The organism is Roseibium sp. LAB1, assembly GCF_054658235.1.
This window is the reverse complement of the sequence record NZ_BAAGIB010000002.1, coordinates 1,095,717-1,118,941: the sequence shown is the minus strand read 5'-3', so window position 1 is coordinate 1,118,941 and position 23,225 is coordinate 1,095,717. Positions and strand designations below refer to the sequence as shown.

Here is a 23,225-nt window from a genome sequence, read left to right as displayed (position 1 = left end):
TCATCCCTCGTTCTGTCGCTGGCGGTCTTCCGCCTGCCCGTCCAGGATGCTGCGCACGGTTGCGATGAGGTCCGTCTCCTTGACGGTCACCTGCGCCGGACGGCTTTCACGCCAGGTAATGTTGTCGGTGATCTCTTCGGAAAGCCGCTTGCCCTCGATCAGGTCCTTGACCTGGATCTCGCCGGCTTCCCGCTCGTCAGAGCCCTGGATGATGGCAATCGGGCAGTTGCGCCGGTCGGCATATTTCAGCTGGTTGCCGAACTTCTTCCAGTTGCCCTGGTACATTTCTGCGCGAATACCGGCTTCGCGCAGGTCCTGCACCATTTTCTGGTAGCGTCCAAGCGCGGCGACATCGCCGTCCATCACGGTGACCAGCACCGGCGCGACAACGTCGGACGTGCCGAGCTTGCCGAGGTTCTTCAGCGCGGTCATCAGGCGGGAAACGCCGATTGAAAAGCCTGTCGCGGGTACGTCACGTCCGGTGAAGCGCTTGACCAGCCCATCATAGCGACCGCCGCCGCCGACAGATCCGAACTGGACGACGTCGCCCTTCTCGTTGGTCACGTCGAAAAGGAGTTCGGCTTCGAACACTGTGCCGGTGTAATACTCCAGGCCGCGCACGACCGAGGGGTCGATCTTGATCCGGTCCTCGCCATAACCGCAGGCCGAGAAGATCTCCGCCATGGTGTTAAGCTCGGTGATGCCCTCGTTGTCCAACGTGCCCGTGCCTGAGACAAAGGCAATAATGCTGTCGATGGCGTTCGGGTCCAGCTCCGCACCCTTGGTAAAGTCGCCGCTCTCGTCCTTGCGGCCGTCGCCCAGCAGCAGGCGAACGCCTTCAATTCCGAACTTGTCGAGCTTGTCGATGGCTCTGAGAACCGTCAGCCGGCGTTCTTCATGATCTTCACCACCAAGGCCAATGCTTTCCAGCACACCGTCCAGAACCTTGCGGTTGTTGACCCGGATGACATATTGCCCGCGCGGAATGCCGAGAGCTTCCATCGTGTCGGACATCATCATGCACATTTCGGCATCCGCCTGGACGCCCGGCGCGCCGACCGTATCCGCGTCGAACTGCATGAACTGGCGAAAGCGGCCCGGCCCGGGCTTTTCATTGCGGAACACCCAGCCGGCCCGGTAGGTGCGGTAGGGCAGCTGGATCTCGTTGATGTTCTCCGACACGTGGCGCGCCAGTGGTGCGGTCAGGTCGTAGCGCAGGCTCATCCATTGCTCGTCTTCGTCCTGCACCGAAAAAACACCGGCGTTGGGCCGGTCGGTGTCGGGCAGGAACTTGCCGAGGCAATCGGTGTATTCGAAAGCGGGGGTTTCGACGGGATCGAAACCGTAACGCTCATAGACGCCGCGAATTTTCGCAAGCATCTCGTCCGTGGCGCGAATGTCCTCGGCAGAGCGGTCAACGAAGCCACGCGGCAGGCGGGCTTTCAGCTTGTTCGGTTTTTTGGCCATAAAGGTCTTGAATCCTGGCGAGTTCCCGGCCGGACTGCGCCCAGGGAAACCCTTCGCATCCAGCTGGCTGATATTGCGGCTGTCGTAGACGAAACACGGCGCAAGGGCAAGGCGGTGCAGCATGCTGGCGGTTCGTTCGATACCGACTGGATGAGAGGGTGCGCTTCAGATCCGGGTTCGGAGAATGCCGTGCAGCGCGCAGGGACACTTCGGCGAATCTGCACCTGGTGCCTTGTTTGCATCACAGTTCGCGGTAAAAGGGCGTTTCAGGAACAGTGGAAATGTGGCAGCGGAAGACCGGTAAAGCATATCGGTTCGGCAATTCGGCCGGACAGTGCAGGCGGTTCCCGGACAATGCAGGCATCTATTGTCTTTTCTTGTATTTAATCTCTGCCGGGCTATGGTCCGCGCGGATCGGGTGAAAAGGGCCGTTTCGTCGCCAGTGAAAGGCACGGGACCGGCGGACAGGGTTCAGAATGGACAGTGCGGTGCGCATGGCGGACGAAAATGTCGGCGAAGGCGGGGCTGAGGCCTTGACGGGACCGACAAAGCAGACGGCCGCCGAACTCAGTATCATCCTGCCGAGTTTCAACGAAGCCGCCAACATTCCGATCCTGATCGGCCTCCTGGACGAGGCACTTGCCGGCATTGCCTGGGAAGCGATCGTCGTCGACGACAATTCACCGGACGGAACCACCGAGGTCGCCCGCAATATCGCCCGGACCGATGCCCGCGTCAGGGTCATCCGCCGGATTGGCCGCCGGGGCCTTTCAGGGGCTTGCATCGAGGGCATTCTGGCGTCTTCCGCACCCTTTGTTGCGGTCATGGATGCGGACCTGCAGCATGACGAGACCATGCTGCCCAAGATGCTGGCCGCTCTGAAGGCCGACGACACGGACCTGGTGGTCGCAAGCCGCAAGGTCGATGGCGGCACCATTGGCGAAGGCCTGTCATCGTTTCGTGCCTGGGGCTCCAACTTTGCCAATGGTCTGGCGCAGAAGCTGCTGAATGTCACCTTGAAGGATCCGATGAGCGGCTTCTTCATGATCCGCCGAGAAAAAGCCGAAGCCCTTGCGCCGAAACTCTCGCCCCAGGGCTTCAAGATCCTGCTCGACCTCGTTTCCAGTGCGGACGGTACCCTGAAAATCAAGGAACTGCCGTTCACATTCCGCGAACGCCAGCACGGCGAGAGCAAGCTGGATACGCTGGTGACGCTCGACTATTTCGGCCTGCTGCTCGCGAAGTATTTCGGCGACATCGTTTCGGTGCGTTTCCTGATGTTCGGCCTTGTTGGGGCAAGCGGCCTGTTCGTCCATCTGGCGGCGCTGCGCGTGTTCCTCTTGAGTGATCTGGAATTCAACCTCGCCCAGACGGCGGCGTCCTTTGTCGCCATGACATCGAACTTCTTCTTCAACAATCAGCTGACCTACCGCGACCGGCGCCTGACCGGCTTTAAGGTGCTGATCGGTCTCCTGACCTTCTATGCGGTCTGTTCGGTCGGTGTCCTTGCCAACGTCGGTGTCGCCAACCTGATCTACGCCGATCCGTCCTATTGGTGGTTCGCCGGTACGGCGGGCGCGATCATGGGGGCTGTCTGGAACTATGCGGCAAGCTCCGCTCTGACCTGGCGCAAGTCGTAAAGGCCTTTCGTGACTGCTCAAGCCCAGACAGGACCCGTGCCTTTTTACCTGCGGCCGGCAGGACTGATCCTGATCGTCGGCCTGCTGACGGCGCTGAAAATCTTTGCCGCAGCCAATTCCCATTTTGTCGAGGACGAAGCCTATTACCGGCTTTGGGGGCTTTCTCCGGCCCTGAGTTATTACGACCATCCGCCGATGATTGGCTGGTGGATCGGCATCGGGCAGACGTTTTTCGGTGACACGGTCTTTGCGGTGCGTGCGCTTGTCATTGCATCCGGCGTGATCGGTTCCCTGGCACTGTGGCGCACCGCCTCGCTGCTGTTCGGGCGCACCGCTGCTGCATGGTCCGTGCTGTTTCTCAACGCCAGCCTGCTGGTTGGCATTGGCGGCATTCTCGCGACGCCTGACGCACCTTCTGTGTTGTTCTGGGGGCTAACCCTGTGGGCACTGACGGAGCTGTCGACATCCAGAAACGCCAACTGGTGGCTGGTGGTTGGGCTGATGGCAGGCTGTGGGCTGCTTGCCAAGTATTCGGTCCTGTTCCTGGGGGCGGGCATCGTGCTCTGGTTGATGTGGGTGCCGGATGCCCGGCGCTGGTGGAGCCGCTGGCAGCTCTGGGCTGGGGGGCTGCTTGCGCTCCTCTGCTTTTCGCCGGTGCTTTACTGGAACCACGCCCATGAGTGGGTCAGCTTCTACAAACAGTTCGGCAGGGCTGGCACGGCGGGCTTCACCGCCAGGTACATTCCCGAGTTTCTGGGCGCTCTGATCGGCCTGATGAACCCGTTGATCGCGGTGCTGGCATTTGCCGGTGCCTTGAGGCTTTTCAAGGGATTGAAGGCGCGGGAAAACGCGGCGTCTCTCCTGCTTCTCACCGTTTTGCCGTTCCTGCTGTATCTCGTCTACCACTCGTTTCATTCCCGCGTACAGGCCAACTGGCCAGCGCCGCTTTTCCCCGCCTTCGCCATGATGGCGGCGGTGTTCGTCACCAACCTGCCGACCGGTTCCGTCTTGTGGCAGCGCCTGGCCCAAGCGGGTGTCGCGCTTGGCCTTGCCGTTGCCGTGGTGGTGCAGCTTCACGCGGTCTGGCCGCTGACGGGCACATTTGCGCGCAAGGACCCGACCTTCCAGTTGCGCGGCTGGCCCGAGATCGGTCAGGAGGTACGGGAACTGGCAAACAGGGAAGGGGCCGGCTTCGTGGCAACGACCAGCTACGGTCTCAACGGCCAGCTCGACTTCCTGCTGAAGGAAGACCTGCCGGTGTTCCAGCTGACCGAGCGGATACGCTATGTCATGCAGCCGGTGCCCGACATGTCGCTGTTCGATGGTCCGGGGCTTTATGTTGCCGAAAAACGCCGGAACCGGGAAAGCGACCTGCGGCAGTCGTTTGCCTCCGTGGAGGAAGTCGCCGAGCTGACGCGCAAGGTCAAAGATGTGCCGTTGGAAAAGCTTGTAGTCTACAAGGTTGAAGGGCGTATCGGCCCGGTGTTGGAGCCGGTTGACGCAAACTGAACCGGCAGAAGATGTCGGCTCCACCCAACATCCGACTTGATTTGCTTGACCGAATGCCGCAGGGATGTGGCTTAATATTCATAATGTCCGGTCCGCCTGCGGAATTTCATGAAGCGAATTACACTTGGAGCGTTGGACTACGGCCTTGCCTTCGGGGTCGACCGCGCCTTGCGTGAACTTGTGGAACGGGGGCGCCTCAGCGCTCTCGGGGCCATGGTTGCCACCGAGCTGTGGCCACGGGAATTCCGTCCACTTCAGGAAACCGCGGAAAAAGTCGGCAAACGCGCTCTGTTCGGAGTGACGCTTGCTTTCAGCGGCGATCGTGTCTCGCCCGTCAGCGCCCGCATGCAGGAAATCTATGGCGACCGCATGTTCACACGTGAACAGATCCAGCGCCGTGCCTTGTTCCGGCTTTTGCCCGACCAAATCCTGCAAGAAGAAGCCCAGGCACAGCTTGCCCGTTACAGCGTGCTGATGAAACGCCAGCCGGATTTCGTGGCAGTGCGCGAGGGGCTTCTGGAGCGCACGTCGCTGGCGCGGATCGTTCTGAAGGCGATCGAGCATGCCGACTATCCCGAACCGCCTCTGGTGATTTCGCCAGTGCCGCCAGGTCTCAAGGCAGCCCGGCTGTCGCGTCTTGCCAGGGTGCATGGGCTGAAGCTGCTGCCCAAGGCTGAGCCCTTGCCGGAGACCGAGGATCAGGAAGCGCTGCATGCCCTGTTGCACAATCACTTCGACGGCATGAGCGACCTCAGCTTCGTTGCCGCTATTCCGGGCCGGTCTGACGACCGCCTGCGCCGGGACGAGCCGCGGCGGAAGATTGCGATTCGCGAATGCCAGTATGAGGTTCTGTCCAGTCAGCGGTTCTTTCATACGCTGGAGAAAAAAGACGTTTTTCTGAACTGACACCGAACTTTCGCGTAGGGTGCGGGCTGAGAGATAAGTGTGCGTGTTGACCAGGGCCTGCGATAACAGCCCGGCAGGACTGAAAGGCGCCGCAGGGCACAACGAAAAAACGGCCCTGCGGGGTACAGGGCCGTTTTTCGTGGAGGTCCGGAAGAGGGGAGGGGCGGCCCCGCTTCCATGTCCTTTGATATAGGGTTATTTTGCTGGAATGCACGTGATGGGCATCACAAGATGACGTTTGATCTTGTAATTTCGCGGGTATCAGCGCTTTTGGCAGGGGGAAGGTGTGGCTGAAATCAAGGATTTTTTAAAAAATAGCTTTTCGCTAGAGGGGCTTGACCCGGAATTGGCCGTTGGCCTGTCGCGCCTCGCAAGGCCGATGAAAATATCGGCCGGCACCATTCTCTTCGAAAACGGGGACCCCGGAAACGGCTGTTACGCCGTCCTGGAAGGCTCGCTCAAGGTTTCGCTTCTGTCCGTGGAAGGCGACGAGCAACTGCTTGCGGTGCTTGGACCGGGCGATCTTGTCGGTGAACTGGCCCTGCTCGACGGTCGTCCGCGGTCGGCCACGGTCATCTCCCTCAAGGAAGCCCAGCTCGCATTCATCGACAAGGCCGCCTTCCAGCGCTTCGCCGACGAGAACCCGGCCGTCTACCGGCATATGCTGTCAATTGTCGGCAAGCGGCTGCGTCACGCCAATGATGTGCTGGCGGCGCGCTCGTTCCTGCCCTTGCCGGGACGGGTCGCGCAGACCCTTCTGCAGCTGGCGGAAACTTTCGGCAAGCCGCTGGACGATGGCCGGTTGCTGATCCACTACAAGCTCAGCCAGGCGGACATCGCCAACATGGCGGGGGCCGCGCGTGAAAACGTCAGCCGCGTCCTTAACGACTGGAAACGGGCAGGCACCATCAGCCGGATTTCAGGCTACTATTGCCTGGAGCAGATGGACTTCCTGGAAAAGGCCTCGACGCTATAAGGCAACAAGGGTGTCCATCACCGGAACAACAGTGCAGATGCACTGGGTGAGGGCTGCGCACTCTGATGCTGCTTTCCACCGAGCTTGATCCAACGCTGCCTTGCCGGAATTTGCCGTGATACCGTCTTGCGGCCGTTCTGCTTCAAGCGTCGGTTTCCACCGGCATGGCCAATTGCGTTCCTGCAAGGATTGACGCCAGAGTGTCGGCATTGAGACTGTCGAGAAACGCTTCCGATGCCCGTGCCATCGCGCCTTTCAAGGCGCAGCGCGGCAGGAAAGCGCAGACTGTGGGTTCGGGCTTGAGACAGGCCACCACGCCAAGGTCTGGCTCGATCAGCCGTACGACGTCACCCAGCCGGATCGTGTCTGGCGCCCTGGCCAGACGGATGCCACCGCCGCGTCCGCGGGTCGTCTCCAGGTAGCCACCCTTGGCGAGATGGGCGACGATTTTCATCACATGAGACTTGGCAAGGCCAAGCTGCCGCGACAGCTTGTCGACGGTCTGCGGATCGTTCGACTGGCCTGTGGCCATCAGGATTCTCAAGGCAAAATCGCTGGCCTGACTAAGGCGCATGGCTGGGTCTCTTTAAACATTCATCTTATATGTTGATTTTAGCGCGTCGCTGTGCCATTTAAAAGATGCATCTTAAATGAATGTTATGGAGGCGGCGATGGAAGCCCCTAACTCCAGTTCAAACAGGTACAAGCTGCAGAGACGCGACACGCCGGACAAGGGCGACCGCCTCCAGCGCTATGAGCAGGTCGACGAACAGGCGATCCATGTGATGGTCCATACCTTCTATGGCTGCATTCGCCAGCATCCGCGGTTGGGGGGCATCTTCGAGCGCCGCCTGGCTGGCCGGTGGGAAGAGCACCTGCCGAAAATGGAGGCCTTCTGGCAATCCGTGCTGATGAAGAACGGCGCCTACAAGGGAAAGCCTGTGCCGGCCCACCTGAAGCAGAAGGAGATGGTCAGCGCGGACTACGGTGAATGGCTCGGCGTGTTCCGCCCCGTGATCCGCGAATTGTTCGTTCCTGACCTTGCCGACGAGATTGTCTCCGTTGCTGAACGAATTGCCCAGAGCCTCTGGCTGGCCACCTTCGGAACACCCGGAGCCAATCCACCAGCCGAGCTGTCCTCGCAATCTTCTGAATGGAGCTGATCATGCTGGTAACAATCGTCCTGATCGCGGAAGCACTGGTGTTCGTCTGGTTCACGGTGTTCTCGCTGATGCTTCTTTCCATGTATCTGGACTCGCGCGGCATGCCGCTGCCGAAGCTGGATGTTGCCGGGCGGACGCTGATCGGCAGCGCAAAACTGGCCTTCATCACCGGCATTATCGCTCTTTCGGCGATGACAGTCTTCGAGATCCAGGCCTTCAGCTAGAAAGTCACAAAAATGAACACGTCCAATCTTATGCATCGCGGCCTGCCGATCCTGCTGATCTGGGTCGCGGCACCCATGCCCTTGTGGATCATGGCGATCCTGATGTTTGTCTTGCGATAACAGGCTTTGGGTCAGCAACGTAGGGACCCGCCGTCGTTCAGCCACTTCTATTCTTGCAGGCTATGACCTAGTCTTCTTGCGAGAATCAGCGGAGGGGTTCAGGCGTGTACGACGAAAAGCCGACTGGCGATCTGACATTGCGTACCATGGCGATGCCGGCCGACACCAATGCCTCGGGAGATATTTTCGGGGGCTGGGTGTTGTCGCAGATGGATCTGGCAGGCGGTATCGCTGCCGGTCAGCGGGCCGAAGGGCGTGTTGTGACCATCGCGGTCGACAAGATGAAATTCATCCGGCCTGTCCATGTGGGCGATGTGCTGTGCGTTTATGCCGAAGTCCTTCGCGTCGGCAATTCGTCGATGGAAATCAAGCTTGAATCCTGGGCTCTGCGTCATCGCTACGGCCACCGCGAAAAGGTGACCGAAGCGGTCTTCACCATGGTGGCCGTCGATGACGGCGGCAAGCCGCGTCCCGTTCCCAAAAGGGATTGAGCGAACAGACGCGCCGCCGACGCACAGCTTGGCATTCGGACAAGCCCCGGATAACCAGCCTTCTTTATTAGTGCCTGAGGGGTCCATGCCGATTGAGAATATCGGCAAACAGGTCTTCATCGACAGCGCAGGTGCAGCCGTTCGCCCAGAGTTGAAGCAGTGTTTTCAGGCGCTCTGTGCGGGCCGACTGGCTGAGCGGCGCCTTGTGCCGCGGCAGGCCGCCCAGAATGCGCAGGGATTTGATCCGTGCCAGCACGCAGTCTTCAGCTGCCTGGCACCAGATATCCGTTCCGGCAAGCTGGGAGCTCGCCGCCACATGGTTCTCGATCAGATCTGCCGCACGTCCGGCAAAAGGGTCCTGAGACAAAAAATCCTCCATCGGTTGCCCGAGGAGGACTGGCGCATGCAAATTAACCGCTTCGTTGCCGGAAAGCCTCGGTTGAGGGTCTGACCGGCCGCATCCCTGTTGCGGAAACCACCTTGCCCGGAACGGCAGGTTGGCGAGGGCGCCAGCCCTTCTCTTGATGATTGCGGGCTTATGCCATGTCCATTCCACCTTGGCAAGACCGTCAGTGCATGGCACATCTTCCTGAAAGGACTAGCTCGGGAGTGTGTGTAGTTGGACCGGTCCATGTTGCATCACAGTCGGCCAATCGTGCCGATCCTGCTCGCCTTTTGCGCCTGCTTCATTGATGTGGTCTGCATCCTCGGCCTGTTTCATACGTTTACGGCCTTCATAACCGGCACCCTTGTCGTTCTGTGCACGGAGGTGTTTCACCAGGCGGAAAACGCGGCCCTGAAGGTGTTTGTGCTGGCAGTCTTCTTCGCATCCACCCTCTTCTGGTTCGTTTCCGTTACGAGGCTGGTGCAGAAAAACAGGATCACCGTGAAGCATCTGTTCGCGCTCGAAGCCTTGCTGGTGGCTGCCTTCATGCTGGTTGCAGGACTGGGCGATCCATCCGCCGGAGGCCCGCTCTCGGCCGTCACCCTGACGGCGATCGGGTTTTCGACCGTCGCCATGTCGCTTCAGAATGTCATCATGCTGACGCTGCTCAACCGGCATGTTCCGACAACCATCATGACCGGCAACACGCTGAAGCTTGTGCTTGGCATCGCCGACTATTTTACGCATCCCGAAACGCGGCCAGACAGCCGGTCTCGGATCCGTCACCAGACCCTGGTGCTGTCCGCCTTCGCCGCCGGAGGGCTGCTGGCAAGTTTTCTGATGACGATCATGGGCTTCTGGGCGCTTGCGATACCTGTCACCCTGCTGATGTTGCTGGCGCTGGTGCAGCCGGTGCGCGAGGGTCAGGCCGCCTGAGGCAGGTAGCACCCTGGCTACATGGCCAAATTGTTTCTGATTCGTCGGGCCGAGAGGGAATGCCCCTAGCGATGCTTGTCGTAGTCGATGCGACCATCGACCAGATGGATGCGCCGGTCCATCCGGTCGGCAAGCTCAAGGTCGTGCGTGACTGCGACAACGGTTGTTTTCTCGGTCTTCACGATGTCCTGCAGGCTTTCAAACACCTGTTCGGTTGAAGCGCTGTCCAGACTTCCGGTCGGTTCGTCTGCCAGGATCAGCGCCGGCGAATTGGCAAGCGCGCGGGCAACGGCGACCCGCTGGCGCTGACCACCGGAAAGTTGCTCCGGGCGGCGGTGCAGGAAGTCTTCCAGTCCGAGTGCCGCCAGAAGCCCCGTTGCATGATCGAGCTGCGCCTTGGGGCTGCGTTTGCCGAGCCGCTGCATCGGGATCATCACATTTTCCAGCGCGGTAAACTCTGGCAGAAGGAAATGGAACTGAAAGACGAAGCCCAGTTTTTCCAGACGAAGTTGCGCCATTTCGGCAGATGTCAGCGCATGGGTGGGAAGTCCGTCGATCCGGACTTCGCCGGACGTTGGCCGGTCCAGAAGGCCCAGCAGATAGAGCAGAGAGGATTTGCCGGATCCTGACGGGCCGGTAATTGCCACGAACTCCGCTTCGCCCACCTGAAAGCTCACATCCTGCACCAGCGTCACCGGCACGATGGCCGGCAGGATACGGGTGAGATTGCTGGCCTCCAGCAAAACACGGTCGGCTTGGGCCTGCTGTTCCGGGGCAGGGGTCATGTCGCGCCCCGGATGATGTCGACAGGGTTGAGCCGGGCGGCCTTCCGGGCGGGAATATATCCGGCGATTCCGGAGGAAAACAGTGCGAGAAGGCAGGCAACGACGTAGTGCAGGGTGGAGAAATAGATCGGCAGGTGAGTCATTTCCACGTCCTGGGTGAACTCGAATTTGACGGACGCAAGATAGCTCGAGAGGCCGAAGCCGAGGGCCGAGCCTGCGAGAGCTCCCAGAACGCCGATCACCAGTCCTTCAAGCACGAAGATCTGCTGAATGTCGCCTTCCGGAAATCCGAGGGATTTCAGGATCGCGATGTCGCGTGCCTTTTCGTGTACGATTGTCGAGACGATGTTGAAGATGCCGAACCCGGCAACGACGAGGATGGCCCCGACGACCGTGTACATGATCACGTTGCGCACGAAAAAGGCTTCCATCAACCCTTCGTTGGCCTCTTCCCAGGATACCGCCTTGTAGCCAAGCTGGCGCTCAGCCCGGGCGGCAACCTCGTTGGCTTCTCCGATCGAGTTGAGGTGGATTGCGATCGAGTTGATGACGTCAGGCTTTTCCAGGAGGATCTGAACCGCCTTCAACGGTGCATAGGCCAGTCCTTCATCGCTTGTGGTGATGCCGCTGTGGAACAGGCCGACGATCTTGAAGCGTTTGGCGACGCCGTTTGCGGAAGTCAGGGTCACAGTATCTCCCAGCTCCGCGCCGAGCCGTTCAGCGGCCTTGTCACCGATGACGAGCCCGTTGGATGTGATGTCCAGATCCTCGAAGGTGCCCTGACGCATGTCCTCGCCGATCTTGGAAACAGTCAGTTCGCGCTTGGGCTCCACGCCGATCAGCGTCATGCCGATGTCCTGTCCGGCATAGCGCAGCACCGCCTGGCCGCTCAGACGCTGTGCCATCGACCCGTTCACCCAGTCGCGCAACGAGGCGAGCGCTTCCGTGGGGTTGCGGATACCGCGAAGGTCTTCCTTCGGTCTCAAGCCATGATAAGTGACGGCATCGTAGACGGCACTGGCCGGTTGTTCCGCCGGTGCGCGCTGTTCGTCCAGGATCTCCACATGGGGAATGGCATCGATCAGCGTTGCCGTGAAATCGCGTTGGGATCCTTCCATGAGGCTGGCCATCGCCACCGAAAAACCCACGCCGAGCGCAACCCCAAGCGTCGAAACGATGGTTTGACGCAAGCGATTGCGGATGTGGGTGGAAGCGATGCGCAAGAGAAGCATTACTTGCCGTCTCCGGCCACCGGTCTGACTGTCTGCCCTTCTTCGAGATCCGGGTTATAGGGAAAAACAACCCGGGTACTGGCGGTAACACCTGTCAGTACTTCAATGGCGCGAGTCCCCCTGATCCCGGTTTGGATCGCCAGCGGCACGACCCTGTTGTCACGATCCAGCGTCAGCAGCTTCGAACCGTCGAAGGCCGCGGTCGGCAGCAGCAGCGCATCCTCTTTCTCGGCAGTGACAATATTGATCTCGGCTGTCATGCCGATGCGCAGCGGCGTGTCTTCGGGCAGGTCGAGGTAGACCCGGTAGTTCTTCAGCACCGGGTCGCCTTTCGGGGTGATGCTGGCGACTTTCGCTGTCAGTTCCTTGTCTGGAAAGGCATCCGCGCGGATCAGGGCCGTGTGGCCCTTGGCGACCTTGGGAATATCCTCTTCGTTGACTTCCGCCACCAGTTGAAGGGGAGACGGCTGGCCAATCCAGAACAGGATTTCACCGGGTTCGGCAACTTCTCCGACCGATCCGTCCGCACGCAGCACCATTCCGTCCATGGGGGCCACGATGACATAGTCGCGCAGACGCTCTTTCTGAGCCGCGGTTATGGCATTGATGCGGATCAGTTCGTTCTGGGCCTTGTCGTAGACCTGCTGGCTGACGACCCGGCGTTCCAGCAGCTGCAAGGCACGCGCCTTGTCGGACTGGGCCAGTTCCTGGCGCGCTTCCAGCTCGGCGAGTGTCGCACGGGCGTCGCCGCTGTCGAGCTCCGCCAGCTTGTCGCCCTTTGTCACATGGTCGCCCTCGCAGCCGCACAGCGAAACGATCCGCTCCCGGATGATGCTGGTGACCTTGGCCCATCGCACGGGTTCGACGACAGCCGTGGCATAGACCACTTCCGCCGCCCTGCCGGTGGTGGGGCTCACTGTCTGAACTTCAGGCGGTCTTTGCGACCACCAGAACCAGCCGGTGACGGTCCCGGCGATCAGCAGAAGAAAAATCAGGAGTTTCAAAAAACGCATCGTACACCCTTGCCGGATCTGCCGCCACAATAGCGTCTCGGTGGCGCAATGCCATGGTCTGGATCAAATGTGAAAACTTGCGTGCGAAGGTGTTGCCGATCCGGTTTCCTGCGCTCCAGGGTTTAGTCAAGTCTTCCCAGGCAATCAGTAATGCGGCGGTTTTTCGATCTGATGACCAGGCAGAACATTTTCCATCAGCTCGGTGACCTGATCCGTCATGTTGGTGACGAGCCGGTTCAGCCGGTCGAGCTGGCGTCCCTGATTGAAAACGACGGTGTTGAGTTCGTCGATGGTGTTGAGCGCATGGGCGAGGTCGATCTCGAGCTTCTCGATCCGGGCTTCCTTGTCGTCGGCCATTGGCGTCTCCTGCGTCTTCTGGGCGCTGTTTCGTTTGCGACGCGCCCGGTGTCTGTCGACGCAGGTATATTGCGGGAGCGGCGAAACACCAACTCCCATCATTGGTACGCAGCGGGTTTGCAGCCGGCACGCCTGTGCATATATCTATACGTAATCCTGACAAGGACCGGGATCCATCAAACCAGAGAGTGCCGCATGACAGACCTGTCCGACTTCGAGATCTCCCGCAAATGGCCAGCGACGCATCCCGACCGCATCCAGCTTTACTCGCTGCCAACGCCCAATGGCATCAAGGTCTCCGCCATGCTGGAGGAAACGGGCCTGCCTTATGAACCGCATCTGGTCGATTTTGGCAGCGATGACCAGTTGAGCCCGGAATTCCTGTCGCTCAATCCGAACAACAAGATCCCGGCAATGATCGATCCGCTCGGCCCTGGAGGCGAGCCGCTGCCATTGTGGGAATCGGGGGCGATACTGATTTATCTGGCGGAAAAGTCCGGCAAATTTCTGCCGAAAGACCCGGCAAAGCGCGCCGAAACGCTCCAATGGCTGATGTGGCAGATGGGGGGCTTCGGCCCGATGGCAGGACAGCTCGGCTTTTTTCACAAGTTCGCTGGCCGGGAATACGAAGACCGCCGTCCGTTCGAGCGGTACCGGGATGAAACCAGACGCCTGCTCGGCGTTCTGGACCGGCAGTTGGAGGGGCGGGAATTCATTATAGGGAACGACTACACCATCGCCGACATGGCCTGTTGGCCCTGGGCGCGAAACATCAACGGGTTCTATGAAGCCGGTGAAGTGACCGGCTTCGCGTCTTTCACAAATGTCGTCCGCTGGGTCGACACCTGCATGAGCCGTCCCGCAAGCCGCAAGGCAGTCGACATTCCTTCGCGCGACTAGGTTTCAGCGACAGTCCCTCAAGCCAGGAAGACGACCGAGGTCAACAGGGCAAGCAACAGGATAATCACTGCTGCGACCCGCCAGACCGTACCGTATCTGGAAACCGGGGGAACCTGGGATTCCAGCTCCTGGTCGGTCAGCGCCTCCTGAGCGATGGTCCTGTTAAGGTGATCCGTGGTTTCATATGGTTCTGAAGCTGTCTGTCTCATACCCTGTGCCATTGGTCTCTCCATGTTCCTGTTCTTAAGGAAAACCGGCGAAGACCACTTCGGTTCCGAAAAGCGTCCCGGACGCTTTCGGACGTCGGACATGGAGCAGCCGGATCACTGCCCTTCGGCGTCCTTCAGCGGGGGCCCGTTGAACTCTGTTTCGATGAGCAAATCGACCTCATCGCCAACCCCGAGATTGGAACCTTCAGGTGGCAGGCCGTAGGACATGCCGAAATCGGACCTCTTCAGCGTAGCCGTTGCGGAAAACCCGATCCGCGCCTGCGGATCGTAAACGGCCAGACCCGGATAACCTCCGTTGAAGCGCACGTTGAGTTCGACAGGTCGTGTTTCTCCCCGGAATGTCAGGTTGCCTGTTACGACAGCGGTGTCATCCCCGGTCAGGTCAATGTCAGTCGAGCGATAGGTGATCTTCGGATGGGCAGCCGCATCCAGCCAATCGGGACCAAGCAACATGTCACGGAAGCCATCCGGTGGAGTTGCAGTCAGGTGCAGCGACGCCGGGTTGATGTTGACGCTCAGGCTGGCATTCACCGGATCAGCCGGGTCGATTTCCAGAGTGGCATCAAAGTCTGCAAATGACGCGCTGTAGAATGAAAACCCGAGGTGATCTGCCCTGAAAGTGAGCGTGGAATGGTATTTGTCGATCTTGTAGCTGCCCGCCGGGAGGTCCGCCGCGGTGTCTCCCGCATTCGCGGCAAGTGACGGCAGCAGCATCAATGCAGCAACGGAAAACGCGGAGAGAAGACAAAGTCCCGGTGACTGCGGCATGGTGGTTCCTTTGTTGTCCGGCGATCTGAAGCCGTGTGTATCCCGGTTCGAATTCAGGTGCGGCGGTTGGTGTGTTGCTGGTGAGCTCATTCCGAAGGATCAACCGTTCAGAACCAAGCCTAGTTAACGTACCGACCAGTTGGTATGTTGTCAAGTTGCGTTCATGGCTTCTCGCCGGGAAGGGAAAGAGATTTGGATCATGGATCCCCTACCGAAGCCATGGTTGCCGAACAGCGGTGCAAACTCAAATGATGGGCGGCAAACAAAAAGGGCGGTCCAAAGAGGGACCTTTCGATAAAGCTTTTGAGCTTTGGGCTTCTTGGATGTCCATGCCGCTCCCCGTGCCGCACCGCGGCACAAACCTAAATGATGGGCGGCAAACAAAAAAGGCGGTCCGAAGACCGCCCTTTCGATAAAGCTTTTGAGCTTTGGGCTTCTTGGATGTCCATGCCGCTCCCCGTGCCGCATCGCGGCACAAACCTAAATGATGGGCGGCAAACAAAAAGGGCGGTCCGAAGACCGCCCTTTCGATAAAGCTTTTGAGCTTTGGGCTTCTTAGAAGCCCATGCCGCCCATACCGCCCATGTCGCCACCCGGCATTGCCGGAGCGTCTTTCTTCGGCAGTTCGGCAACCATGGCTTCGGTGGTGATCAGCAGACCAGCGACGGAAGCTGCGTCCTGCAGAGCAGTACGGACAACCTTGGTCGGGTCGATGATGCCAGCTTCGATCATGTTGACGAACTGTTCGGTCTGAGCGTTGAAGCCGAAGGACGGATCGTCGTTTTCCTGGATCTTGCCAACAACGATGGAGCCTTCGACACCAGCGTTTTCAGCGATCTGACGGATCGGAGCTTCCAGAGCGCGCAGGACGATCTTGATACCGGCTGCGATGTCTGCGTTGTCAGACTTCAGGCCTTCAACGGCCTTCTTGGCACGCAGGAGAGCGGTACCGCCACCCGGGACGATGCCTTCTTCAACGGCAGCGCGGGTTGCGTTCAGAGCGTCGTCGACGCGGTCTTTTTTCTCTTTCACTTCGATTTCGGTCGCACCGCCAACGCGGATCACGGCAACGCCGCCTGCAAGCTTAGCAAGACGCTCCTGGAGCTTCTCACGGTCGTAATCGGAAGTGGTTTCTTCGATCTGAGCCTTGATCTGGGAAACGCGGCCGTTGATGTCGTCCTTGGAACCAGCACCGTCAACGATGGTGGTGTTTTCCTTGGTGATGGACACCTTCTCGGCGGTGCCGAGCATGTCGAGGGTCACGTTCTCAAGCTTGATGCCGAGATCTTCGGAGATCACGGTACCGCCGGTCAGGATCGCGATGTCTTCCAGCATGGCCTTGCGGCGGTCGCCGAAGCCCGGAGCCTTGACGGCAGCAATCTTCAGGCCGCCACGCAGCTTGTTGACGACGAGGGTAGCGAGTGCTTCGCCTTCGACGTCTTCAGCAATGATCAGCAGCGGACGGGAAGACTGAACAACAGCTTCCAGGATCGGCAGCATGGCCTGCAGGTTGGAGAGCTTCTTTTCGTGCAGCAGGATGTACGGCTTTTCCAGGTCAGCCATCATCTTGTCAGCGTTGGTGACGAAGTAAGGAGACAGGTAGCCGCGGTCGAACTGCATGCCTTCAACGACTTCGAGTTCCGTTTCGAGGGACTTTGCTTCCTCGACGGTGATCACGCCTTCGTTGCCGACTTTCTGCATCGCTTCGGCAATGTCCTTGCCGACCTGCTCGTCGCCGTTAGCGGAGATCGTGCCGACCTGTGCCACTTCAGCGGAAGTGGTGATGGTCTTGGAGGCAGCGGTCAGAGCCTTGACGGCTTCAGCAGCAGCGAGATCGACGCCGCGCTTCAGGTCCATCGGGTTCATGCCGGCTGCAACAGCCTTGGCGCCTTCCTTGACGATGGACTGGGCCAGAACGGTTGCGGTGGTGGTACCGTCGCCAGCGATGTCGTTGGTCTTGGAAGCCACTTCGCGCACCATCTGGGCGCCCATGTTTTCGAACTTGTCTTCCAGTTCGATTTCCTTGGCAACCGAGACACCGTCCTTGGTGATGCGCGGTGCGCCGAAGGACTTGTCGAGAACGACGTTACGGCCTTTCGGGCCGAGGGTTACCTTGACGGCATTTGCGAGAGTGTCCACGCCGCGCAGCATGCGCTCGCGAGCGTCGGAACCGAATTTTACTTCTTTAGAAGACATGTGGTCGTCTCACTTATTTTGGAATTTGAATTGAGATCAGAAGCGGTTCGCGAGTGGTTACGCGATCACGCCCATGATGTCGGATTCCTTCATGATCAGGAGGTCTTCACCGTCGATCTTGACTTCGGTGCCGGACCACTTGCCGAACAGAACGCGGTCGCCAGCCTTGACGTCGAGCGGTACGATCTCGCCGTTGTCCTTGCGGGCGCCGGTGCCGATGGCGATGATTTCGCCTTCCTGAGGCTTTTCCTTAGCGGTGTCCGGAATGATAATGCCGCCAGCAGTCTTTGCTTCAGAATCTACGCGGCGAACGACGACACGGTCGTGCAGTGGACGAAATGCCATAACACTGTTTCCTCTCATGGGCGCGCCCCACGCAATAGGCAGCGCGCGAGACATGAACATTGGGTTTCGTTGCACGGAAGGAAATTGCCTCCCGTCACCAATTAGCACTCCTTAACAGCGAGTGCTAACAGCGCCATGGATTTATGTAGCTGTGGTCAGCTTGTCAATGCTTTGTGACGATAATTTAATCGCAATCGGGGCGGAACCGCCCAAGCCGAAGTCATCGGCTCCCAAAACGGCGGTTTCAAGGCACAGCCGGCGTCCCGGCCGCGCTGATTGCTCAGTTTGCGCCGGAGGTGTTTCCGGTGACGCTGAACGGCAGCGTGAAGGCACTGGTTTCCCCGCCGACCTTGTCCGAAAAACTGGTTTCCAGCTGATAGTCACCGGCCGGCAGGCCGCTGAACTGGAAGGTGAGGGCGGCGGACAATTCCCGCTGCTTGGAGCGGCCGCTGCCGGCGAAGGTCGCAAAGTTTTCCTGTTCCGCCAGCACCTGGCCGGACTTGGTCAGCAGCTTGTAGTCCGCCGTCAACTCATAGGCAAAACCGCCATCGGATTCCTGAAAGGCGTAACCGACCGGTTCCGCATAGACAGTAAGAGCCTCGCCATCTGCAAAGACGGCATCGCTGCGCGGTGTATATTGACCGTAGCCGGTGCCGGGACTGGAAGAGAAGGTCGCGACCGTGAAGGAAAGCCCGGCTGCAGTCCATGCCTCATCAAGGGCGGCAAGCGCGTTCTGGAAAGCTTCCGGAGGACTGGTGGGGGATTGCGCCTGCGCGGACATCAGCCCTGCAGACATTCCGGTTGCGATCAGAACAGCAGACAGCATCTGCCTCGAAGCACGACTTCCCACCAGCATCATCATTATCCCCGCACGCCTTTAAATCTTGTCGTTTTCAGCGATTTTGCCGATATAGACCGACTTGTCCGATTAAACAAGACAATGTGTGCGGCGCGGTAAACGCCGGTTTTCACGGGGCTCTGCACGTTATCCGCGAAAGAAGAAAACCGGATTGCGGTGAACGCATCGCCGGCCTCCTTGCTCACATGCTGCGGGCCATCCAGGACTGGCGCTTGCGGTAGATGGTCGAAGGACTGATCTCGAGAGCAGCGGCGGCCATGGCGATATTGCCATCGAACGCATCAAGAGCATCTTCGATGATGCGCCGTTCCTGAGCCCAGAGCGGCTCGATGGTACCGAACGGCCGGCTTGGCGGGGCTGCGCGGGACCGCTCGCGGGACAGGTCGATCAAGGTCCCCGGGCGGCTGCTCTGGTCGCGGATGACCAGCGGCAGCATGTCATAGGTGACCGCTGCACCGTCGTTCATGACCACGATTTGCCGGATTGTGTTTTCCAGTTGGCGAACATTGCCCGGCCATGAATAGGAAACGATCCGGGCTTCTGCGTCTGCGTCGAACCCTCTGAAACCGCGCCGCTCTTCCGCCGAATAGCGTTCGAGGAAGGTTTCGGCCAGCGGCAGGATATCGTCCCGGCGCTCCCTGAGCGGCGGAAGATGGATCGGCAGTACGTGCAGGCGGTAGTAAAGGTCCTCGCGGAAGCGGCCGGCGGAAATTTCCTGAACCGGATTCCGGTTGGTGGCGCAGATGATGCGCGCGTCCACCTTGCGGGTATGTGTATCACCCAGGCGCTGAAAGGTGCCCGTCTGCAGGAAGCGCAGCAGCTTGCTCTGCAGCAGAAGGTCCATCTCGCCGATCTCGTCCAGGAACAGCGTGCCGCCGTCGGCCTGTTCGGCTGCGCCCACCCGGTTGTCGGCTGCACCGGTAAAGGCGCCGCGGACATATCCGAAGATCTCACTTTCGATCAGGTCCCGCGGAATGGCGGCGCAATTCAGCGTCACGAAGCGGTTGGAGCGGCGTTCGGACAGGTCGTGCACCGCCGTGGCGCACAGTTCCTTGCCCGTTCCCGATTCACCTGTGATGAAGACCGGAGCCTGCGACGGCGCCATGCGACCGATCTGGTCGTGAATGTCGCGCATCTGGGCAGAGTTGCCTACAAGCCGGTTCATCCCGGAGGATTGCGTTCTGACGGAAGCCATCCGGACCGGAGGCACGGAAAGCTCCTGCGACGAAACGGAAGGTTGCACGTTCTGGGAGGCTGCGGGTGCTTGCTGCTGGACGGGCCGGCGCTGTTTCAACTGGAAGGAGATCTTGGAAGCAAGCGCGTCCAGGGAGAAGGGTTTGGTCAGGAAATCATGAGCACCGGCGCGCATGGCGCTGACGGCGCGGGAGACGGACCCCTTGGCGGAAACCGCGATGATGACTGCCTTGGGACAGCGGACCGCGTAGGCTTCCAGGGCTTCGTCGCCACCAATGGTTTCCAGATCGATGATCAGGATGTCGGTGGTCTTGTCCGCAAGGTCTTGCAGGCAGGATGAGGATTCCGTGTACAGAATGGGGTCCGTGCAGGCGTGAGACAGTTTGGCACAAACCGCAGACGTGCGGGCAGCCTCAGAGGCCGTTGCGTCAAGTACGCGTACTATAACAGGCAGCTCTTTGCCCTCATTACTCCCCATTGCTGGGTAACTCCCATCGCTGGATACGTGTCATTCGAATATCGAAAGATTCGTTAATTTGATAATTCTCCGAACAGGGTAAACAAAGCGTTGTCAGAAGACGCAATTTGTGGACGATCTTCGGCTTCGGCACAGAAAAGGGCTGAAATAAGCAAAATATTCCAGGTTGTGCAGTGTGTGCCGGCAATCCCGGCTGTCGAACCGGAGGTCAGGCGTTAAAGGCTGGCGATGAGATAACCCGCAAGAAAACACGTCAGGCACAGGGCGAGGACCAGCCGCGGCGCAACGGGTTTGGCCAATGTTCCGCGCAGGTCGTCGAAGAGCGCAACTGGAGGGGTTCGGTTCCGGGCGGACTTTCCGGCGCGCAGGAGAGGCGCGGGAGATTGCTCCACATGGTAGCTGTGCACGGGATACGGTACTTCACCCGTTTCCAGGTCAGGATACGTTGTTGCTTCAGGGGCTGGGGTTCTGCCAGGCATGTCCCGGACCACAAGGTCCGCGGAACAATCCGGTAGCGCACCGGCTTGCACCGGATGAAACTCGGGTGCGTAGCTACCCTTCGGAATAGTGATGCGCACAGGATCATCGGCCCCGGAACCGGCGTAGTATTTCTCGAGCCGGCGCCGCAGCCTGGCTGCCTCCACGCGCACGATCGGGTCCGTCACCGGGTTGAAGTCCTCTGGCCGTCCGAGAGCTTCGACGGCGATCGTATAGCCTTTGATTTTTTCCTGCTGCTTGTTCAACGTGGCATGCACGACAAACCCCAGGAAGGCCTGAAGCTGAGGCGCGGACTGGAATTCGGAGCTTTTCAGTGTGTTGATGAGGGCAGCTTTAATCTGTTCCTCGCACCGCACTTGATCGGTGGCATTGCCGCCCGTGGTAAGTTCTGCGGTCTTTAGGGATGGGTGAGCGTCCGGCGTAGGGCGGTCCTGCGATGGCAGACCTGTCTTCTTGTCCGGTGCACTCTCACGCGGCGCCCGATAAGTTGTTTGTTCGGCTGCATGCATGTCAGCCCCCTTGAAAGGCGTATTTACAGATCCGTCACAACGCAGGTTCCCTAACGTAACTTTAGACGAACTATTGCCGAATGCAACGGTCAAAAGGTCAAGGGGAGGTCAACGTCCCGGCCTTGTGGCTTTCGGCCGTTTGCGACACTGTGGACGTAGCGTGAGGACCGCAAAACGCCAAAATTCCCTGACACATCAACCATAGTCGGGGACAAGTCACGGATTCCATGCCGCAAAGCGGTTGTGGATTCGGTCGCGCATGGTTCTTAAGGCATGATTAACCAGTAATTTTTGATTCGCGTTGGAACTTTCGAACACCATGGGGCGGACAGGGACCATATTCGTAGCAGTTTGCATGGCCGTGATCGCGCTGTCGTCAGCGACAGTTCTGATCTTCCAGTTCGGTCGTCCGTTTGGCGAAGCTGTTTCCCTGTCGCTCGCGCTCATGTGCACGATGATCCTGATCCATTTGCTGATCGGGCGTGCCCGCGACCGTGGAGCCGTGAGCGAGGCGGTTGACCGTCTTGAAGAGCGCATGGCGGATCTGGACGAGGATGTCGGCAATCTTGAAGGCAGGCTTACGGGCATGGAGCACACCATGCCGCGCCGGACCCGCGCCGAAATCGATCCGCTTTTTGCCGAAGTTGAAGTTCTGGGCACCCTGGTCAAGCAGATGGCCGAGGCCATGTCCGATCTGGAGGCGCGGGTAGAGGACCAGCAGGCCATCGCGCCGCCGCCACAGATGCCCAGCCTGCCGCGCTATCAGCCGCCGCAGCAAGCCTATCAGGACGAACGCCGTCCATCCTTTCAGGCACCGCAGAACTGGCCTCCGGTTCAGCAGCCTTCCCAGGCACCCCAGCGCCCGCAGCAAGCCCCTTCGCCATATGCTCAGGCACAGGAAACAGGCACCGGCTCGCAAAAGCCTTACGCCCCGCCGGTCGCGCCGCGCACGGACATGAGCGAGTTCGACCGCCGCTATGGAGTGCATGCACCGCGCCGCGGCGATGAACCTGGCCACCTTCATGCAGGTGAGCAACCGGTTCATCAGCAGCAGGACTACGCATTTGAATTGCCGGACGACCCGGAACCGCATCTTCCCGAACGTGCTGCAGACAGGCCGAAGCCGAACATGGTCATGCGTGAGCTGATCACATCTGCACTCAACGCCAATCGGGTGGAGCTGCACCTGCAACCGATCGTGACGCTGCCGCAGCGCCAGGTGAAATACTACGAAGCCTTCACGCGGCTGCGGGACAACGGCGGCAACCTGATCGAAGCCTCGGTATTTCTGCCGGAAGCGGTCCTGTCCGGCCAGATTGCCCGGATCGACAATCTGTTGCTGTTCCGCTCCATCCAGGTCGTGCGCCGTCTCACCTCTCGCAATCGCAACGCCATCCTGTTTTGCAATATCTCGACGCAGTCGCTTGTCGACGAAACCTTCTTCCCGGGTTTCCTGGAATTCGTGAAGGCGAACCAGGATCTGGCGGATGTACTGGTGTTCGAATTCTCCCAGGAGGATGTCGCCCAGATGGGGGCGATGGAGCTGGAAAGCCTGAGTTCACTGTTCGAAGCAGGGTTCCGCTTCTCCGTCGACCAGATTGCCGACATGAAGATGGATTTCAATTCTCTGGCCGGGCGCGGGTTCAAATACGGCAAGCTGCATGCGGACTATCTCATCGGACGCCGCGAAGCCAAGCACGGGCATATCCATCCGTCCGATTTCGGCGATCTGCTTCACCGCTATGGCATGCAGCTGATCACCGATCACGTCGAAACGGAATCGCAGGTGCTGGAGCTGCTGGACTATGACGTCAAGCTTGCCCAGGGCAACCTGTTCTCACCACCGCGCCCTGTGCGTGCGGAGGTTCTGCAGGGCGCACCGGCTCCCGGTCCGCGACGGTCCGCTGCAGGCTGACCGGAGCGTCGGCGTCTGATCATTCTCAGAACGAAAATAGTCCCGATAACTGAACGTCGGTGAACCGTCGCAGTCGTCTTCGATCATGCGCTGACGCGGTGTGACATGAGCAGACCACCAAAGAGCTTC

At 59.6% G+C, this 23,225-nt stretch carries 24 protein-coding genes and 1 riboswitch; of the genes, 10 read left to right on the top strand and 14 right to left on the bottom strand.

Annotated elements, in window-relative coordinates; translation table 11 throughout:
- Positions 1-1,467: a histidine--tRNA ligase gene (gene hisS / locus ACYQ54_RS15060; protein ID WP_460083628.1), complete on the bottom strand. Its 1,467-nt coding sequence runs from the start codon at positions 1,465-1,467 to the stop codon at positions 1-3.
- 476 nt (positions 1,468-1,943) lie between these two features.
- On the opposite strand from hisS, the gene ACYQ54_RS15055 reads away from it, so the two are divergent.
- The 4 genes from ACYQ54_RS15055 to ACYQ54_RS15040 all read left to right on the top strand — a co-directional run bounded on the left by ACYQ54_RS15055 (position 1,944) and on the right by ACYQ54_RS15040 (position 6,498).
- The gene (locus ACYQ54_RS15055; protein WP_460083627.1) at positions 1,944-3,107 is read left to right on the top strand and encodes a glycosyltransferase family 2 protein; all 1,164 of its coding nucleotides are present in this window, start codon (positions 1,944-1,946) and stop codon (positions 3,105-3,107) included.
- Between the two features lie 36 nt (positions 3,108-3,143).
- Positions 3,144-4,616, top strand: a complete 1,473-nt coding sequence (locus ACYQ54_RS15050; protein WP_460083626.1) for an ArnT family glycosyltransferase — start codon at positions 3,144-3,146, stop codon at positions 4,614-4,616.
- Between the two features lie 108 nt (positions 4,617-4,724).
- A complete protein-coding gene (locus ACYQ54_RS15045; protein ID WP_460083624.1) occupies positions 4,725-5,522 on the top strand; it encodes a ChbG/HpnK family deacetylase in 798 nt (265 codons plus the stop codon).
- Positions 5,523-5,901: 379 nt separating this feature from the next.
- Positions 5,902-6,498, top strand: coding sequence for a Crp/Fnr family transcriptional regulator (locus ACYQ54_RS15040; protein ID WP_208984547.1), 597 nt, complete (start codon positions 5,902-5,904; stop codon positions 6,496-6,498).
- A 142-nt stretch (positions 6,499-6,640) separates the two neighbouring features.
- Here the strand turns inward: ACYQ54_RS15040 and ACYQ54_RS15035 are convergent, their stop codons facing one another.
- Entirely contained in the window at positions 6,641-7,072 is a 432-nt protein-coding gene (locus ACYQ54_RS15035; protein ID WP_460083622.1) for an RrF2 family transcriptional regulator, read from the bottom strand.
- Between the two features lie 97 nt (positions 7,073-7,169).
- On the opposite strand from ACYQ54_RS15035, the gene ACYQ54_RS15030 reads away from it, so the two are divergent.
- From ACYQ54_RS15030 to ACYQ54_RS15020, 3 genes are all read left to right on the top strand, one after another.
- The gene (locus tag ACYQ54_RS15030; RefSeq protein WP_460083620.1) at positions 7,170-7,661 is read left to right on the top strand and encodes a group III truncated hemoglobin; all 492 of its coding nucleotides are present in this window, start codon (positions 7,170-7,172) and stop codon (positions 7,659-7,661) included.
- Positions 7,662-7,663: 2 nt separating this feature from the next.
- Positions 7,664-7,885, top strand: coding sequence for a hypothetical protein (locus ACYQ54_RS15025; RefSeq protein WP_460083618.1), 222 nt, complete (start codon positions 7,664-7,666; stop codon positions 7,883-7,885).
- Between the two features lie 266 nt (positions 7,886-8,151).
- Positions 8,152-8,496 (top strand): acyl-CoA thioesterase, encoded by a 345-nt coding sequence (locus ACYQ54_RS15020; protein ID WP_051990218.1) that lies wholly within the window; start codon positions 8,152-8,154, stop codon positions 8,494-8,496.
- A 67-nt stretch (positions 8,497-8,563) separates the two neighbouring features.
- On the opposite strand, the gene ACYQ54_RS15015 is transcribed toward ACYQ54_RS15020, so the two are convergent.
- A complete protein-coding gene (locus ACYQ54_RS15015; RefSeq protein ID WP_460083616.1) occupies positions 8,564-8,863 on the bottom strand; it encodes a hypothetical protein in 300 nt (99 codons plus the stop codon).
- A 41-nt stretch (positions 8,864-8,904) separates the two neighbouring features.
- Positions 8,905-9,029, bottom strand: a riboswitch (SAM-I-IV-variant riboswitch).
- Positions 9,030-9,127: 98 nt separating this feature from the next.
- On the opposite strand from ACYQ54_RS15015, the gene ACYQ54_RS15010 reads away from it, so the two are divergent.
- On the top strand, positions 9,128-9,817 hold the full coding sequence (locus ACYQ54_RS15010) for a YoaK family protein (protein WP_460083614.1): 690 nt from the start codon (positions 9,128-9,130) through the stop codon (positions 9,815-9,817).
- A 65-nt stretch (positions 9,818-9,882) separates the two neighbouring features.
- Here ACYQ54_RS15010 and ACYQ54_RS15005 read toward each other — a convergent pair whose 3' ends face one another.
- The 4 genes from ACYQ54_RS15005 to ACYQ54_RS14990 form a co-directional block, all read right to left on the bottom strand.
- On the bottom strand, positions 9,883-10,602 hold the full coding sequence (locus tag ACYQ54_RS15005) for an ABC transporter ATP-binding protein (protein WP_460083612.1): 720 nt from the start codon (positions 10,600-10,602) through the stop codon (positions 9,883-9,885).
- Entirely contained in the window at positions 10,599-11,834 is a 1,236-nt protein-coding gene (locus ACYQ54_RS15000) for an ABC transporter permease (RefSeq protein ID WP_460083610.1), read from the bottom strand. Before ACYQ54_RS15000 ends, ACYQ54_RS15005 begins: the two co-directional genes overlap by 4 nt.
- Positions 11,834-12,847 carry an efflux RND transporter periplasmic adaptor subunit gene (locus ACYQ54_RS14995; protein ID WP_460083608.1) on the bottom strand — a complete coding sequence of 338 codons (1,014 nt, stop codon included), beginning with the start codon at positions 12,845-12,847 and terminating at the stop codon, positions 11,834-11,836. Before ACYQ54_RS14995 ends, ACYQ54_RS15000 begins: the two co-directional genes overlap by 1 nt.
- A 144-nt stretch (positions 12,848-12,991) precedes the next feature.
- Positions 12,992-13,204 carry a SlyX family protein gene (locus ACYQ54_RS14990; RefSeq protein WP_460075131.1) on the bottom strand — a complete coding sequence of 71 codons (213 nt, stop codon included), beginning with the start codon at positions 13,202-13,204 and terminating at the stop codon, positions 12,992-12,994.
- A 195-nt stretch (positions 13,205-13,399) separates the two neighbouring features.
- Between ACYQ54_RS14990 and ACYQ54_RS14985 the strand changes: the two genes are divergently transcribed.
- Positions 13,400-14,104: a glutathione S-transferase N-terminal domain-containing protein gene (locus ACYQ54_RS14985; RefSeq protein ID WP_460083606.1), complete on the top strand. Its 705-nt coding sequence runs from the start codon at positions 13,400-13,402 to the stop codon at positions 14,102-14,104.
- A gap of 17 nt (positions 14,105-14,121) precedes the next feature.
- On the opposite strand, the gene ACYQ54_RS14980 is transcribed toward ACYQ54_RS14985, so the two are convergent.
- The 7 genes from ACYQ54_RS14980 to ACYQ54_RS14950 all read right to left on the bottom strand — a co-directional run bounded on the left by ACYQ54_RS14980 (position 14,122) and on the right by ACYQ54_RS14950 (position 21,181).
- Positions 14,122-14,325 (bottom strand): hypothetical protein, encoded by a 204-nt coding sequence (locus ACYQ54_RS14980; RefSeq protein WP_460083605.1) that lies wholly within the window; start codon positions 14,323-14,325, stop codon positions 14,122-14,124.
- Positions 14,326-14,427: 102 nt separating this feature from the next.
- Positions 14,428-15,102, bottom strand: coding sequence for a YceI family protein (locus ACYQ54_RS14975; protein WP_460083603.1), 675 nt, complete (start codon positions 15,100-15,102; stop codon positions 14,428-14,430).
- A gap of 555 nt (positions 15,103-15,657) precedes the next feature.
- Entirely contained in the window at positions 15,658-17,298 is a 1,641-nt protein-coding gene (gene groL, locus ACYQ54_RS14970; RefSeq protein ID WP_460083601.1) for a chaperonin GroEL, read from the bottom strand.
- Between the two features lie 57 nt (positions 17,299-17,355).
- Positions 17,356-17,643 (bottom strand): co-chaperone GroES, encoded by a 288-nt coding sequence (gene groES, locus ACYQ54_RS14965; protein ID WP_006935644.1) that lies wholly within the window; start codon positions 17,641-17,643, stop codon positions 17,356-17,358.
- Between the two features lie 280 nt (positions 17,644-17,923).
- Positions 17,924-18,499: a hypothetical protein gene (locus tag ACYQ54_RS14960; RefSeq protein WP_460083599.1), complete on the bottom strand. Its 576-nt coding sequence runs from the start codon at positions 18,497-18,499 to the stop codon at positions 17,924-17,926.
- Positions 18,500-18,683: 184 nt separating this feature from the next.
- A complete protein-coding gene (locus ACYQ54_RS14955; RefSeq protein ID WP_460083597.1) occupies positions 18,684-20,174 on the bottom strand; it encodes a sigma-54-dependent transcriptional regulator in 1,491 nt (496 codons plus the stop codon).
- Between the two features lie 215 nt (positions 20,175-20,389).
- Entirely contained in the window at positions 20,390-21,181 is a 792-nt protein-coding gene (locus ACYQ54_RS14950) for a hypothetical protein (protein ID WP_460083595.1), read from the bottom strand.
- Positions 21,182-21,536: 355 nt separating this feature from the next.
- Between ACYQ54_RS14950 and ACYQ54_RS14945 the strand changes: the two genes are divergently transcribed.
- On the top strand, positions 21,537-23,096 hold the full coding sequence (locus ACYQ54_RS14945; protein ID WP_460083593.1) for an EAL domain-containing protein: 1,560 nt from the start codon (positions 21,537-21,539) through the stop codon (positions 23,094-23,096).
- Positions 23,097-23,225: the final 129 nt, after the last annotated feature.